This is a genomic window from Sediminibacillus halophilus, from assembly GCF_900103695.1.
Classification (GTDB): domain Bacteria; phylum Bacillota; class Bacilli; order Bacillales; family Amphibacillaceae; genus Sediminibacillus; species Sediminibacillus halophilus.
In genome coordinates, this window is sequence record NZ_FNHF01000003.1 from 13,351 (window position 1) to 29,113 (window position 15,763).

The following is a 15,763-nucleotide window of genomic DNA, read 5'->3' on the forward strand; positions in this document are numbered from 1 at the left end:
ACAGGAGGGATGACATTGTTTAAAAAAGAATCCAGGCTAAGGTCCAGAGAAGCATTTGCCATGATTATCTTGATGATAGGGGTAAAAATATCGAACACTACCCCTTCTCTGTTTGCCCAAACGGGAGCAAATGCTATGTGGTTGATGCCTTCTATATCATTAGTTGTCATCCTGCCTTCTGTTCTTTTGTTGTATTACCTGTTAAAGAAATATGAGGATAAAAACCTGGTAGAGCTTTTGGAAGACGTTTTAGGAAGTCATATAGGTAAAGTCATTGCTTTCCTCTTATTTCTGATTTTCTTTGTTTTGATGGCGATTGAAGGCAGAAGTTATACGGAGCAGTTGAAACTGCTCTATTTCCCGGATTCCCCCACTCCCTTTGTTTTCTTCATCTTGTTTGCAATCGCCTTCTATGGGGCAAAAAGAGGACTGGAGACAATAGGATCTGCCTCTTACATATTCTTATTTTACATTAAAGCATCTGTGTTATTGCTCGCAGTTTTGATTTTCCGGGAGACAATTACCGATCGAATATTTCCTATTTTCGGTAATGGACTGAAGCCGTTAGTGATCGAAGGAGCCAAAAAGGCATCGATATTTTCTGATGTGTTCCTGCTGACCATGGCTTATACCTCCTTTGACAGCTCAAAAAAGTTCAGATTAGGTGTGCTGAGCGGGTTCGCCTTCGTTTTTATTGAGATGACGTTTTTTTTCTTTCTTTACTGCACCACATTTGATTACAATTCGATTGATAAAGTGGCATTCCCCTTTCATGAATTGACCCAGTATGTCGATATGGGCGATTTTTTTACCAATATCGAGACATTCTTCATGATTTTTTGGCTGTTTGCCGCGTTTATCAAGTACATGATCTATTTGTACTTTATTTCATGGATTTTCGGTGCAGTCTTTAATATAAAAGAGTTCGAACCACTAATCCTTCCGTTTGCTTTCTTCGGGATTGTAGCCGGGATGGTTCCAGAAAATGCCGTGATAAATGAACTCGTATTCAAGTCATCATTCATGAACATGATTACTCCCTTCTTCGTTGGTTTTCCCGTTTTACTATGGTTGGTAGCCAAAATCAAAGGAGATTTACGACGATGAGAAAAAGGATATGGTTGCTAATACTATTTCTCGTACCGTTAACTGGTTGCTACGATCAAATTGAAGTAGAGCAGCAGACTTACGTGATAGCCATAGGCATCGATAAGACAGATGTAGAAGGCAAGTTTCGTATTACCTTTCAAGCGGCAAATCCGGAAGTCGGCAGTACCATTTCCAGTGGCGGATCACAAGAGGAACCAAGAGAAACCGTCACCCTTGTAGGAAACGATCTAATTGCGACGAAAGACACTGCTAATTCAGTTATGACCAAACAAATTGCTCTAGACCATACCAAAGTGGTGGTTGTGTCTGAAGAACTTGCCAGATCCGGCGAATTTCTGCGACTTATCCAGGCTGCTGCCAGAACAACCGAACTAAGGCGCTCAGTGCAGATTATTGTTTCAAAGGAAAACGCGAGTGACTTTTTAAAAAATAACCAGCCTTTACTGGAAACCCGCCCACATAAATACTATCAGTACATGCTTAGTCGTGCGACAGAAACAGGGATTATCCCAGAAGCAGATATCCATCGATTTTTTCAGATAACGGAAGGGGATGCAGATGCTTTCCTTGCTATTTATGCTACTACACAACATGCGGAAGAAAAAATAGAGGGGAATGAAGATCAATACATTGCCGGTCAAATTCCAATAGAAGGGGGAAATCCGACACAATTCATGGGTTCAGCTGTATTTAAAGAAGGAAAAATGATTGATGTTCTCAGTGGTCAGGAAACAAGGATAGCCAACATTCTTGATGACACGATGGAAATGGAAGCATTATATAGTACCTATCCAGACCCGAAAAATAAAAAATACCGGATTGCAGCTAATTTTACAAAAGACCGCCCTATCGATGTGGAGATTGATTACCAGAAAGACCAACCAACAAAAATCAATATAACCGTTCCGTTTTCGATTGAAGTTATCGGGATTCCCAGTCTTGTCGATTATTCGCAGAATGGAGAAAACCGGTCATTACTTGAAGCATATATTCCCAAGTTTGCAGAGGAGGAAGCAAATAACTTAATAAAAAAAACACAAGAAGAATACAAAACAGACGTTTTTTACTGGTCCTTATATATAAGGAAATATTTCTCGACGATCGAGGAGTACGAAAAAGCGGACTGGAATCACAACATTTACCCAAATGCAGAAATTAATGTCGATTTTAAGTTGAAACAACTATACTTTGGCAAAATGATCGATGATTCCAATATCGGGGAAGTGAGGGATTAGGGATGGGAACAATCATTATAACGCTTTTCTCTTTGTATATCGCTTTTTATTGTGGTTCCTTTGCACGTACTATTTATAAGGAAGGAAATAAACAGGGTGCGATTGCCGTTGGTTGTCTAGTCATTACTGCACTGGCTTCTCCCTATTTATTTTTTAAACTATAACAAACATAACGATATATGATTTTAAGACTATTTGTGAAAAAGGGGCCGTTATACGAGAAAAACAGCCCCTTTATCCAAAATTTTTTTCCTCAGGAACAATCTTGCAGAAATCTTGCAGAAATCACGTCTTTACCGTAAATAAGAACCCCTTTAGAAGAAATGAAGAGGGATTTGATAAACAATCGTGATTCAATAAAATAGGAAGTTTATAAAATGATGCTACCGAAACATGAAAAAATGCTCCATGCCTAGTAGGAATCGGAGGAAAATATAGAAAAACCTATCCTCACTGGTAACCAGGAGGTATAGCAGATAGATGGAAATGCCTACTTTATTTAAGTATTTGACTTGAGTCTTCTTTATTAATCGATTCCTCTTAATAAACTTTATCCATCCGTCTTCTTAAATTATGTAAGGAATTCCAGAACCAATAACCACAGCCTGCAGTAAACCATACGATGTATACAACCCAGTCTCCTTCTTTAACTTTTCGCCTGTCATTTCCACCATTCTAAATATCAGACTATCGTCAATTATCTGCATAACAATTAAAGCCCCAGCCATGTATAGGATTAAGTCTATTATGCTAAACTTCTTTTTCCTTTTATTTAAAAGTAATGAAAGCGGAAGTGCTGTTATCAAAAAAATAAAGAAGTTACTATCGTACAAAGTGGTAAAGATATCCAAAAACCCCTCGTTAGCACACCTATTCTTAAAGTAGTGGGAATGTAAATAATAGCGAAAGTAATAGCTGAAGAAATTATAGTTAATATATAATTTTTCATATATCTCCCTCCTGCCCCTATTATGACATTAAATGACATATAATCCACAGGGCAAGAGCTCCTAGAACTTAGTTTCAAAATTAATTGGATACTTATTCGCATGTAAACCCTGATTACAACAAGCCTCAGTCAAAAAGAAGAACGATATTTTTCAAGATGATGGGAATCAAAAAAGTAAGCATAATAAGGAATAAAATTATTAACTCAATTTCAATGGTTAGCAAAATGTATGCGATTTGCAAACATTAAGGGCATTGCCTGCTTTAGACAATGCCCTTAATCCTTGGTACATAAGTGTATTTCGGTATGGCCCCAGCAGGATTCGAACCTGCGACACATGGTTTAGGAAACCATTGCTCTATCCCCTGAGCTATGGAGCCACTATTCAATTTAGCTTTTGCAAAAATGGAAGCACTACTTATTATACAAAATACTTCTCCTCTTGAAAAGGGAAAAACATGACAATTTTACTGAAGACTATTCCAGACTGCTGCTGATGTGATAAAATGGTATCTGTCTGTCGAATAATAACGAAAAACGTACTTTCTTAGACTGAATATAGATTAGCACCTTGCTTGATGATTGGAGGAGGAGAAATGGGACAACTTCCTTTTATTGCTGTAGAAGGACCCATCGGGGTAGGCAAAACATCGCTTGCTAAAAAGCTTGCTGCGCATTTTGAATTGCATTTACTGAAAGAAATAGTTGAAGAAAATCCATTCCTGGGCAAATTTTATGATGACATAGAAGAATGGAGCTTCCAGACGGAAATGTTTTTCTTATGCAATCGTTACAAGCAGCTGGAGGATATCGAAACCAAATACTTAAATCGGGACAAGCCTGTCATCGCCGATTACCACATATCGAAAAATATGATATTTGCCAAGCGTACACTGAAAGAAAAGCAATTTGATAAGTATGCAAAGATTTATGATATTTTGACCGCTGATATGCCGCAGCCAAATATGATGATTTACCTGGACGCCAGCCTGGAAACCTTGTTAGACCGGATAAGAATGCGTGGTCGGGAAGTAGAGCAGAATATTCAGCCGGCGTATCTGGAGCAGCTTTCACAGGATTACAATGACTTCATGGATCAGTTTGAACAAATGAATCCATCCATTCCGGTCATCCGTTTGAATGGCGACCATCTGGACTTTGTTAAACACCAGGATGATCTCGATCGGATTATTTATACAGTTGAAGAGCACTTGAGAAAAGGGGAAGTAGTCAAATGAACTTAAGAGAACGTTATAACATTCCGAATGACAGTGTCATTACAATAGCCGGTACGGTTGGAGTGGGAAAATCGACGATGACCAACGCTTTGGCGGACGCTCTGAACTTCCGGACGTCTCTGGAAAAAGTAGATACCAACCCATACCTGGATAAATTTTATGCCGATTTTGAACGCTGGAGCTTCCATCTGCAAATTTATTTTCTCGCTGAACGGTTCAAGGAGCAGAAACGGATATTTGAATACGGAGGCGGCTTTATTCAAGACCGTTCCATTTATGAAGATACCGGCATTTTTGCGAAAATGCATTACGATAAAGGAACCATGTCTCAAGTCGACTATGAGACTTATAAAAGTTTGTTTGATGCAATGGTCATGACTCCTTACTTCCCGCACCCTGATTTACTGATTTATTTAGAGGGTTCTTTTGATGATATACTGGGAAGAATCAAAGAGCGCGGCCGCCCGATGGAACAGCAAACTCCCATCGCTTATTGGGAAGAAATGTTCAAGCGGTATGAGAACTGGATTAACAATTTCAATTCCTGCCCTATCCTGCGAATCAACATTGCCGACTACGACTTGATGAATGACGAAAGTTCGATCGAACCAGTACTGGAAAAGATCGGCCACTTCATCCAGCAATCCCGTAAGTGGAAATCCGGGCAATTAACCTAAACCGTAAAAGAGTCGGACACTTGTTTGTCCGACTCTTTTTTATTATATATTCTTTTTTGGCAAGCCCCTTTACTTTAACTTATTCGCATCATTTTTTGCCTGATAGGGACTCCCCAGCTCAATCGAACGTGCTGCTGCCTGCTTGATACATGCCATCAACGCTTCTTGATATTTATACTTTTCCAATGTTTCCAAACCGGCTTGTGTCGTTCCGCCTGGACTGGTGATTTTTTCGCGCAGGGCAGATGGCTGTTCATCCGAGTTTTTCAGCATTTCCGCAGCACCGACAAGGGTTTGGATAATCAATTCCTTGGCAATTTCAGGCTTCAACCCGGCTTCAGCAGCTGCATCCTCCATTGCCTCGACAAAGTAATAAATATATGCCGGCCCGCTTCCAGATAGTCCCGTGATGGTATGAAGGTCATCTTCCTCCTCGACAACGGTCGTTGTGCCAATCGTTTGGAACAAGGTTTCCACCAAACGAATGTGCTCCTGTCCTGCCTGCTTTCCCCCTGCTATGGCTGTTGCAGAATAGCCGATGGTAGCAGATGTATTCGGCATCGCCCGTACGACCGGACAATTCTTTTCCAACTGTTCCGAGATATATCCCGTTGAAACACCTGCCAACACAGATACGACAATCTGTTCATCCGTTACATGTTTTTTAATTCCTTCTATCGCTTCCGTAATATCCTTCGGTTTCATGGACAAAATGATGACATCCGCTCCCTGGACAATCTGCTCCTTATCAGTGGAACAACGAACATGATAGACGTTTTTCAGCCGTTCCAGTCGTTCCTTGTTTTCTTTATTGGTCACCCAGATTTGATCTGCTTGTAAAAATCCTTTAGCCAATATACCAGTCATGATTGCCTCAGCCATCGAACCTGCCCCGATAAACGCAATTTTATTAAACATGCCTATCTCCTCCTTGAATAGATGCCATATTATTTTAACCAAAACATAAAACCCCCACCCCGTCCTTTATATCATAAGGACGGAATGAGGGTTGTCATCCGCGGTACCACCTTGGTTGGCATTGTTCCATGTGAAACAGAGTGCCCGCTCGGACCGTTAACGCCGGCTACGGTCAGTTTTCTTGCCTGACAGCTCCCAGGTAGGTTTCAATAATGCATGAGCGATGGAATCTTTCAGCCGGTGGATCCCACTCTCTGACGCCTGCCATTATTTACTGGCCTGTTCTTCGCAATGGTTTATTTTTATGTATTATGCTTGGAAAAATGTTTTCTGTCAAGGTATATAACAACTAGTCTGGTGAAAAAAATTGGTTTACCAAGGGAGTCGACTTATTCTGCATAGATACTAACCACAGAATAGAGCAAAACCACAGCTTATGCTAATTGGTCAAAATAAAAAAACCGTTACGCAGGTAACGATTTTTTCTGTATAATCTCCAATTTGTTTGCGTGTGAATTAAATTATGGAGGAGGATGAGGGATTCGAACCCCCGCGGGCGATGAAGCCCCTGGCGGTTTTCAAGACCGCTCCCTTCAGCCAGACTTGGGTAATCCTCCGTGTCGACATCAATTAATATACCATCTGGCTAAATTGATGTCAACTATCAAATCTAGATTTTACTTGCAACCGGGAAGTTTTTTTGCCAAGTGACTTTCCGGTTATTAATAAATGGTTATTGGATTACCTCTTTGCCGCCCATATATGGCCGCAATACTTCAGGAATCACTACCGTTCCATCTTCCTGCTGGTAATTTTCCAGGATGGCTGAAACGGTTCTGCCGATTGCAAGACCTGATCCATTCAACGTATGGACAAACTCTGGTTTTGCTTTTTCCTCTCTTCTAAAGCGGATGCCGGCTCTACGCGCTTGAAAATCTTCAAAGTTAGAACAAGAAGAAATTTCTTTGTAATCATCATAGCTTGGCAACCACACTTCGATGTCATACTTTTTGGCAGCTGTAAAACCAAGATCACCTGTACACATGCTCATCACCCGGTATGGCAGCTTCAACAACTGCAACACTTTTTCAGCATTTCCGGTTAGTTCTTCCAATACTTGATAAGATTCCTCCGGTTTTACGAACTGGACCAATTCCACCTTGTTGAACTGGTGTTGTCGGATCAGCCCTCTTGTATCTCTTCCGGCAGAGCCAGCCTCGGAACGGAAAGATGCACTGTAAGCCACATATTTTCTTGGCAAGTCTTCCACCGACAGAATATCATCCCGATGATAATTCGTCACCGGCACTTCAGCTGTCGGAATTAAAAAGTAGTCGGTATCAGCAACTTTAAAAGCATCTTCTTCGAATTTTGGCAACTGGCCAGTACCTGTCATGCTTGTACGATTGGCCATGTACGGAGGAAGCATTTCCTCGTAGCCATGTTCTTCTGCATGCAAGTCCATCATGAAGTTAATCAATGCACGTTCTAGCCGGGCACCAAGACCTTTGTAAAATACAAAGCGGCTTCCCGTCACCTTCGCCGCCCGTTCGAAGTCAAGGATATCCAAGTCGGTTGCAATGTCCCAATGGGCCTTCGCATCAAATGTAAAAGAAGGCACCTCGCCCCATTTCCTGTCTTCCACATTGTCTTCTTCGTCTTCCCCGACAGGCACACTTTCATGCGGGATGTTTGGAATCGACAGCAGCAAGGATTGTAACTTCTCTTCCACTTCTTTCAGTTCTGCATCGTAGGCTTTGATTTTTTCGCCTACTTCCCGCATTTCTTTAATGTAAGAATCTGCATCCTGCTTTTGTTTTTTTAGTTCGGCAATTTGCTTCGAGACATCGTTTCGCTTTGCCTTCAGATCTTCTGTGCCAGCAATCAATTCTCTTCTCCTCGCATCCAAATCACCGAATTTATCTAACTCTGATAAATCCTCTCCACGGTGCTTTAGTTTATCCTTCACCTCTGCAAAATTGTTACGTAAGTATTTCATGTCCAACATAAGTTAGTCCTCCTTCATATAGTCATTCAAAAAGGGTGTTGCGAAAGGATAATTCTTTCATGCAAAGAAACATACACTGTGAACTTACTTGAGCAGTTTTCTCATATCATTGTGTAGGAAGCGTGCTGTTCCCACAGAATTCTGTGTATGTACCTACGCTAGAAGTGTTACTCTCTAGGCATACCAGCTGACCCCATTTGGGTGTTTTCTTAGTAAAGTAAGCACATAGCGGAGGAAAGGCCTCGGTGAGATTCCAAAGAGCGTTTGCTCGAGGAAGCTCACCAGCCGCCCGCGGAAAGCGCAGGGTATTTACGCAGCGCTGGATTAGCATACTTCTAATCATTCACTAACAAGACGTTAAATTGTTCATTATTAAAGAATGCCGAAACATTAAAAAACTCCCGTCCCTGAATTGTTACAGGGACGGGAGTTTGATCCCGCGATACCACCCTTATTGAAGAAATGTAAAATTTCTTCCGGCTCACTTACGATAACGGCGTTTGCCGGGTGCGCATTGTGGCACACCTGTTCAAGGATGGATTCACAAGGACCTCCCACCGGTTTTCACCAACCACCGGCTCTCTGACGAAAGGCTTCTTGTTACTATTTCCTATCATTACATTGGATTATTATAGATTAGAATAGCGAAAAACTCGTTAAGATGCAAGTTCTTTCATCGATTCTTCCACCATGGTGACAAAATAAGCTGTCATACGATGGTCATCGGTCAGTTCAGGATGAAAAGCACTGCAAAGGAAATGTCCCTGTCTCGCCGCCACAATCGCCTCGTTATAGACAGCCAGCACTTCGACATCTTCACCTGCTTCACGGATAAACGGAGCACGGATGAAGACCGCATTAAAATCATCTGCTACCCCTGTTATCGGTAGTTCAGCCTCAAAGCTTTCCTTCTGGCGACCAAATGCATTTCGTTCTACCTTCATATCCATCAGCTGTAAATGAGCCTTTTCCTGGCCGACAACTTCTCCAGCTAATAAAATCAAGCCAGCACACGTACCAAAAATAGGCTTGCCTTGTTTTCCAAAGGCGACCAACGCGTCAAAAAAGTCATATTTATCAATCAGACGACGCATCGTTGTACTCTCACCGCCCGGAAGAATCAAGCCATCGATCTCTTCCAGCTGTTCTTTTTTCTTAATGATGATGCCTTCGGCTCCAGATGCTTGAATGGAATCAATATGCTCCCTTACAGCACCTTGCAAGCCTAATACCCCTATTTTTATCATGGTGCATATCTCCTTTTAGAGGTTTTATTGTCTAAAGAAAACGTAACGATTGGCCATTTCCTTCAAGCGTGATGGGGGAGCAGTAACGCTATTTCATACCTGAAAAATTCAGGTATGAGCAGGTAGGCTGTCTCCTCCTCCATATTTAATACAGAGTATGTTAGACCTGCTGCTTACCAACCGCGATCCTGCATACGGTTTTCCGGAGCAAGGGTTCCAATTTCGATACCTTTCATGGCAGTACCAAGACCTTTGGAAATTTTTCCGATCATTTCATAATCCTGGTAATGGGTTGTGGCTTCTACTATTGCGCGAGCATATTTTTCTGGATTGTCTGACTTGAAAATACCAGATCCGACAAATACGCCATCGGCTCCCAACTGCATCATCAATGCAGCATCAGCCGGAGTCGCTACGCCGCCCGCCGCAAAGTTAACGACCGGCAAACGGCCTTTTTCTTTGATTTCAAGCAAGACATTGTATGGAGCACCAAGTTCTTTGGCAAAAGTCATGACTTCATCGTCCGACATGCCAATCAGTTTACGGATTTGAGACTGAACTTCACGCATATGGCGCACTGCTTCGACGATATTGCCAGTACCAGGTTCTCCCTTGGTACGCAGCATAGAAGCACCTTCTCCGATACGGCGGGTAGCTTCACCAAGATCACGGCAGCCACAAACGAAAGGCACTGTGTAATCTGATTTATTAATGTGGAATACTTCATCTGCAGGAGTCAATACTTCACTCTCATCGATATAGTCAACACCCATTGCTTCCAGTACCCGTGCTTCGACAATATGGCCGATTCTTGCTTTTGCCATTACCGGGATGGATACAGCGTTCATCACTTCTTCTACGATCGTAGGATCTGCCATTCTTGCTACACCGCCGGCTGCACGGATGTCAGAAGGCACTCTTTCCAATGCCATAACTGCAACAGCACCGGCTTCTTCTGCAAGTTTCGCCTGCTCTGCATTGACAACATCCATGATGACGCCGCCTTTTTGCATTTCTGCCATTCCACGTTTCACGCGATCAGTACCCAAATTAGACATTCAGTATTCCTCCCATATATGATCACTCATTTATAATCTTCCTTCATTGGTTATCCAATATTTTACCTTATTTTTCTGAAAAGCCCAACCAGAATGTATCGGAGTAAATTAGAACCAACCTTTTACAGTATCTGAAACAGAAGAGAAAATATTACTGAAAAAATTGCCGACAGCACTCATGGATAAGGAGAACCAGTTGGCCTTTTCAACAGCTGCAGTTGTAACTACATCAACAGTTTGTGCTTGCTTTTCTCCGGTGATATAACCATAATCCGCTTCACCTTTGTAAGTAAGTTCCATGGTCCCGATTTTTTCGCCTTTTTCAAGCGGAGCAACCAGTTCGCCATCCTCATTCAGCTTTTCTTCATCAATATTTAAGGTAACATCATAGCTCTCTTCTTCCCCGTTTTTTATAGGGGCCTGAATGGCTGCGTTTGATGCGATTTCGACCTCATCCTGCTTTCCTTTTGATACCGGCAGGCTTGTTTGGTCTTCCTTCTGATATCCTTCAGGAAAAACCTCTTTGTTTTCAAATTGAGAGAAGCCATAATCAAGCAATTTTGCCGTTTCCTCAAAGCGGGCTTCCTTGCTTTCTGTTTTCATGACCACAGAAATCAGCCGTCTGCCGTCACGTTCTGCTGTACCGGTGAAACAATAGCCTGCATTGTCCGTCCAGCCTGTCTTCAATCCATCCACGCCTTCAAAACCAAACTGTTTGAAGTTGACATTATCCCAAGGGAGCATCCAGTTCAAGTTCTCCAGCGTCTTTCCTTCAAATTCCGTTGTCATTTTACTCGATATATCCAATGCTTCTGGGTAGTCATTCACTAAGTGATAGGCAAGCAGGGCCGCAGACTCTGCCGAGAGCAGGTCATTGGCGTCCGGCTCCGTACCTTCCGGATGATTCTCACCCAAGTCGGAGTTGGAAAGACCGGTAGCGTTCACGAACTGATAATCCGGCAATCCCATTTCCTCGGCTTTTTCATTCATCATTTTTACAAATTCGCCTTCTGACCCAGCAATCAATTCTGCGAGTGCGATGGTCGTTCCGTTATCGGATATGATTGCCATCGCTTCGTATAGCTCTCGTACTGTATAATCCTTATCTTGCGTCAGGCCCACCCCTGAAGATATATTACTTGCAGAAATTTCATAAGGGTAATCACTAATCTGTGTTGTCGTATCCCAGCTGATTTGACCTTCGTTGATGGCTTCCAATACAAGATATTCTGTCATCATTTTGGTCATACTAGCCGGAGGTAATTTTATATCAGGCTGTTTCGCATATAAAATCTTTCCCGTCTCCGCATCTACCAGAATCGCAGACTCTGCGTTTAAATCAAGCGACTCAGCGGCATTTGCCTTCCCAGGATTGGCTGTTAGCGAAGTACATGCGATTAGCACCGCCATTAATAGAAAAAAGGATGCTTTTAAATTATGTTTCAACTTTCTCTACCTCCACGAAAATAGTATGCATCTTTCATATTCTATCACAGGTAGGAAGAAAGCGAAACTGCTTTTCCAAAGCCTATTAGCAATGATGAAACAGATGCGTAAATGGACCTACTAGCTTAACAAACTGCTCGGTATGCTTCTATTGATTTCTACCTATTCCTTCATGATTGATAGATGGTCTTCATTCCTGCTCTGGCAGACACCAGTCTATTGGCGTTTCACCCAACTCTTCTAAGTAGGAATTGGTCCGTGAAAATGGCCTGCTGCCAAAAAATCCTTTATTTGCGGAAAACGGGCTCGGGTGGGGGGAGGTGATTATCCGATGTTTATTCGTATCCAATAGAGCTTGTTTCTCTTGGGCATGACGGCCCCATAACAGGAAAACGACAGGTCTTTCCCGCTCATTCAACACCTCGATCACCCTATTGGTGAAATGTTCCCAGCCTTTCCCCCTGTGGGAGGCTGCCTGTCCTTTCCGAACGGTTAATACCGTATTTAGCAGGAGTACTCCCTGCTCGGCCCATTTTTTCAAATAACCGTGCTCAGGGATGGGACAGCCCATGTCATCATTCAACTCTTTGAAGATATTTTTCAAAGAAGGCGGAGGTGTCACGCCTGGCTGTACAGAAAAACTTAATCCATGCGCCTGGTTCGGCCCGTGGTATGGGTCTTGTCCGAGAATGACTACTTTGGTGTTGGCATAAGAAGTTAAATGGAGTGCTTCGTAAATATGATCCATTGCTGGATATATCGTTTTTTGCCCATATTCCTGTTTCAAAAATTCACGAAGCTCCTGGTAATAATCTTGTTCAAATTCTCCTTGGAGCTTTTCATTCCAGTCATTTTTCAGTAATTGTTTAGCCATTTTTCTCCTCCTCTTGGTTTTACTAATTCGTTTACCTCGCAATATCTGCTGAAAACGTTGGATGCTCTTATCTCTGCAAAATCTTTTCCTTTTTCAGTGTAACAAATAAAAGCCTAAGTGAATCGGTCATACCTCTTGATAAGCTTTAAGGGACTGAATTTGGTACTGAATAAAAGCAGGTAATTTATATTAAGTCGCACGAAAGTGCCTTTTGCACGTTCCTTCCGCTACATTCAATCTTCCTGAAGCAAGGAGCAGTAATCGTCCCAAATTCAATAAATTCCCCGGGCAATAAAAAACTGCCCCGCTGTTAATGGGACAGTTTTCTGGTTTATGCTTTCGCCTTTATTTCCGGTACACCGACCTCGTTTCGCTTCAAGAAAAATTGCAAAGCCAGCAGGATGGCAAAGGCCGACAAACCGATGACATCAGAATAAGTTCCCGGATAAATCAATGTCAGCCCACCCGCCACGGCAAACAACCGTTCAGGCCAGTAAACTTTCCGGTACCAGTATCCGATCAATCCTGCTCCGATGGCAATCATTCCTGCCACTGCAGTAAACAGGATCCAAATAAGCTCTAAGATAGTCGTGTCAATCATCAACAACTGCGGCTGCAAGACAAACATATACGGAATGATAAATGCTGCGATCGCAATTTTGGCCGCATTAAGTCCAGTCCGTATCGGTTCTCCCGAAGCAATCCCCGCCGCGGCGAAGGCTGCCAGCGCCACCGGTGGCGTAATGTCCGCCACAATCCCGAAATAAAACACGAATAAATGAGCCGGTAAATCAGCGACCCCTAACAAAATAATCGCAGGTGCAGCGATCGTCGACGTGATGACATAGTTGGCTGTAGTAGGTGATCCCATCCCCAGAATGATGGCCGCAATCATCGTGAAGAAAAGGGTCAGCAAAATTTGTTCATTGGCCAGGGAAACAAGGCTGTTGGCCAGCTTCAGTCCTAAGCCAGTCTTGGTTACGACACCGACAATAATACCGGCAGCTGCCGTTGCCGCCACTACAGCCAATGCCGTCCTTGCCCCGTCAACTAACGCATCCACCGATTCCTTAAAGTTACCGTCAAAGAAATAGCTGACGATGATGGTGACGATAGCAGCGACTATCAGACTTTGGACAACAGACGGTCCGGCTGTGATGAAACCATATACCAGATAAAGCACGAAAACTGCTCCGAATACAATTGGATAAATTTTACGGAACCGATCCTCGCGCAGCACACCGACTAAAATCGTCGTCAAAATTCCATAAATGGCTGCCCGCATGACACTTAATCCACTGCTTAAGAAGAAAACGATCGCTACGATGGGAAGCAGAAGGTAGATTTTCTTCAATACTTCCTTACGATCAGGAATTTCTTCATCAGACAATCCCCTTAAACCCGTCCGCTTCGCTTCAAAATGCGTCATAATCCAGACGCCGGTAAAGTAGAGCAGGGCCGGAATGGCCGCAGCTTTTGCAATCGTCCAGTAGTCAATTCCGATAAACTCGATCATCAGGAAGGCCGCAGCACCCATGATTGGCGGCATCAATTGACCACCCGTTGAAGCAGCTGCTTCAACACCGCCGGCGAACTCTCGCCGATAACCAAGTCGTTTCATCATGGGAATGGTAAAGGAACCCGACGTGACCACATTGGCCACCGAACTTCCGCTGATGGTACCTTGCAAAGCACTGGAAAAAATCGCCACCTTTGCCGGTCCGCCGGTTCTTTTCCCGGCAAGAGACACGGCCAGATCATTGAAGTATTGGCCGACACCCGTTTTTACCAGGAAGGAACCAAATAACAGGAACAAGAAGATAAACGTGGAAGAAACAGCGATCGGCGTGCCGAGAATACCTTCTGTTGTGAAAAACATCGATTGAACCAGATTATCTAAGTTAACACCGCGGTGGATGAGAAACCCGGGCATTTGCCTTCCCCAGTAGGCATAAGCTAAAAAGGCTATAGCGATAATCGTAATCGGAAGACCGACGGAACGCCGGGTTGCTTCCAAGACAAGGATCACGGCCAACGCTCCGACAATCAAATCCATTTGATTGATTTCGCCAGCTCTTCTAACAATCTCCTCGTACATCAATGGCCAGTAGGCGCCTACCCCAAAACCAAGCAACGCCAGGATGTAATCGTACCAGGCGACCTTTCCGCTGGCTCTCCCTTTTTTCGTAGCCGGGAAAAGTAAGAAGATGAGCACTAGTCCGAATCCGATATGGATGGAACGATGCATTTGCGCTGGTAGAGGATAAATAGTAGTGGCAAAGATTTGGTATAAAGAAAAAGCCAACAGTCCGAAAAAGACCACTTTGGCCATCGTCCCGGTTAAAAACCGGTAGGATGATTCCTGGTCATATTGTTGCAGCAATTCTTGTTGTTTTTGTTCTGTAAGCGTTTCATTCTTAGCGCTCATGAATATTCACCCCTTTTAAAAGATGCCAGTTACTTTCATGAGTGGGGGTTATGGTAATGGAGGTACCCGCCCCGACATAGTCTTTAAGTAAATAGCTTTGATTTTGATAGATGATCTTATGATTTGCTCTTACCTGGCCGACTGCAAGGTTGATCTCCGAAAGAGAACCCTGCAAATTGGAAATATAGTATTTTCCGTCTTTCATCTCAAACGTCTCCCCTTCTCCTGCGTTTGAAGGCATGCCAATGGCAGTGTCCTCATAAATCAATTGATAGGGATAAATCGTCTCCTGGTTGATTTCATACTCTTCGATGACATCGGAAAGATGAACAGAGTGGGTGAACTTTATTTGAAAGTGATCAGTGTCGTTGACAGGCAAGTAGGCTAATATTTCATCGGTAAATGGATCTTGCAAAGCCAGTATATAGCGATAAGGATAAAACAGTAATACGGCTGTAGCAGCAAGCAAAAAAATACTAACTATGAACAGCCATCCTTTTTTCAGCGGCATATATTATCCCTTCTAACATAAAAAGATGAGGGAGTCCACGCAGACAGGCTTTCTAATACCCGGG

At 43.0% G+C, this 15,763-nt stretch carries 14 protein-coding genes, 2 tRNA genes and 1 other annotated feature; of the genes, 5 read left to right on the forward strand and 11 right to left on the reverse strand.

Translation table 11 applies throughout. The features are described 5' to 3' along the window. The first annotated feature begins 15 nt into the window (after window positions 1-15). From BLR82_RS10710 to BLR82_RS21035, 3 genes are read left to right on the forward strand one after another with little or no spacing between them, the layout of a single operon-like run. On the forward strand, window positions 16-1,107 hold the full coding sequence (locus BLR82_RS10710) for a GerAB/ArcD/ProY family transporter (RefSeq protein ID WP_175486791.1): 1,092 nt from the start codon (window positions 16-18) through the stop codon (window positions 1,105-1,107). Next, a complete protein-coding gene (locus tag BLR82_RS10715) occupies window positions 1,104-2,345 on the forward strand; it encodes a Ger(x)C family spore germination protein (RefSeq protein WP_074599190.1) in 1,242 nt (413 codons plus the stop codon). Before BLR82_RS10710 ends, BLR82_RS10715 begins: the two co-directional genes overlap by 4 nt. Window positions 2,346-2,347: 2 nt before the next feature. Then, a complete protein-coding gene (locus BLR82_RS21035) occupies window positions 2,348-2,509 on the forward strand; it encodes a hypothetical protein (protein WP_175486792.1) in 162 nt (53 codons plus the stop codon). A gap of 402 nt (window positions 2,510-2,911) precedes the next feature. Here BLR82_RS21035 and BLR82_RS21605 read toward each other — a convergent pair whose 3' ends face one another. Together BLR82_RS21605 and BLR82_RS10725 are read right to left on the reverse strand one after the other, a co-directional pair. After that, window positions 2,912-3,196 (reverse strand): UPF0715 family protein, encoded by a 285-nt coding sequence (locus tag BLR82_RS21605; protein ID WP_074599193.1) that lies wholly within the window; start codon window positions 3,194-3,196, stop codon window positions 2,912-2,914. Window positions 3,197-3,601: 405 nt separating this feature from the next. Next, a tRNA-Arg gene (locus BLR82_RS10725) sits at window positions 3,602-3,674 on the reverse strand. A 216-nt stretch (window positions 3,675-3,890) separates the two neighbouring features. Here BLR82_RS10725 and BLR82_RS10730 point away from each other — a divergent pair. Both BLR82_RS10730 and BLR82_RS10735 read left to right on the forward strand, forming a co-directional pair. Then, the gene (locus BLR82_RS10730; protein WP_074599195.1) at window positions 3,891-4,532 is read left to right on the forward strand and encodes a deoxynucleoside kinase; all 642 of its coding nucleotides are present in this window, start codon (window positions 3,891-3,893) and stop codon (window positions 4,530-4,532) included. Further along, entirely contained in the window at window positions 4,529-5,209 is a 681-nt protein-coding gene (locus BLR82_RS10735) for a deoxynucleoside kinase (RefSeq protein ID WP_026568940.1), read from the forward strand. The genes BLR82_RS10730 and BLR82_RS10735 overlap by 4 nt, the downstream gene beginning before the upstream one ends. 69 nt (window positions 5,210-5,278) lie before the next feature. Here BLR82_RS10735 and proC read toward each other — a convergent pair whose 3' ends face one another. From proC to BLR82_RS10780, 9 genes are all read right to left on the reverse strand, one after another. Beyond that, on the reverse strand, window positions 5,279-6,127 hold the full coding sequence (gene proC / locus BLR82_RS10740) for a pyrroline-5-carboxylate reductase (protein WP_074599197.1): 849 nt from the start codon (window positions 6,125-6,127) through the stop codon (window positions 5,279-5,281). A 524-nt stretch (window positions 6,128-6,651) separates the two neighbouring features. After that, a tRNA-Ser gene (locus BLR82_RS10745) sits at window positions 6,652-6,744 on the reverse strand. Between the two features lie 116 nt (window positions 6,745-6,860). Beyond that, window positions 6,861-8,135 carry a serine--tRNA ligase gene (serS, locus tag BLR82_RS10750; RefSeq protein ID WP_074599200.1) on the reverse strand — a complete coding sequence of 425 codons (1,275 nt, stop codon included), beginning with the start codon at window positions 8,133-8,135 and terminating at the stop codon, window positions 6,861-6,863. A 416-nt stretch (window positions 8,136-8,551) separates the two neighbouring features. After that, window positions 8,552-8,761 (reverse strand) — a binding site (T-box leader). Between the two features lie 30 nt (window positions 8,762-8,791). Further along, complete coding sequence (gene pdxT, locus BLR82_RS10755) at window positions 8,792-9,382, reverse strand: pyridoxal 5'-phosphate synthase glutaminase subunit PdxT (RefSeq protein ID WP_074599201.1); 591 nt, start codon at window positions 9,380-9,382, stop codon at window positions 8,792-8,794. A gap of 173 nt (window positions 9,383-9,555) precedes the next feature. Then, window positions 9,556-10,440, reverse strand: a complete 885-nt coding sequence (gene pdxS, locus BLR82_RS10760; RefSeq protein WP_074599203.1) for a pyridoxal 5'-phosphate synthase lyase subunit PdxS — start codon at window positions 10,438-10,440, stop codon at window positions 9,556-9,558. Window positions 10,441-10,548: 108 nt separating this feature from the next. Next, complete coding sequence (locus tag BLR82_RS10765; RefSeq protein WP_074599205.1) at window positions 10,549-11,886, reverse strand: D-alanyl-D-alanine carboxypeptidase family protein; 1,338 nt, start codon at window positions 11,884-11,886, stop codon at window positions 10,549-10,551. Window positions 11,887-12,076: 190 nt separating this feature from the next. Next, complete coding sequence (locus BLR82_RS10770) at window positions 12,077-12,760, reverse strand: uracil-DNA glycosylase (protein WP_074599207.1); 684 nt, start codon at window positions 12,758-12,760, stop codon at window positions 12,077-12,079. A gap of 331 nt (window positions 12,761-13,091) precedes the next feature. Then, entirely contained in the window at window positions 13,092-15,188 is a 2,097-nt protein-coding gene (locus BLR82_RS10775; protein WP_074599209.1) for a TRAP transporter permease, read from the reverse strand. Next, window positions 15,178-15,699, reverse strand: a complete 522-nt coding sequence (locus BLR82_RS10780; RefSeq protein ID WP_074599211.1) for a DUF1850 domain-containing protein — start codon at window positions 15,697-15,699, stop codon at window positions 15,178-15,180. Before BLR82_RS10780 ends, BLR82_RS10775 begins: the two co-directional genes overlap by 11 nt. Window positions 15,700-15,763 lie beyond the last annotated feature (64 nt).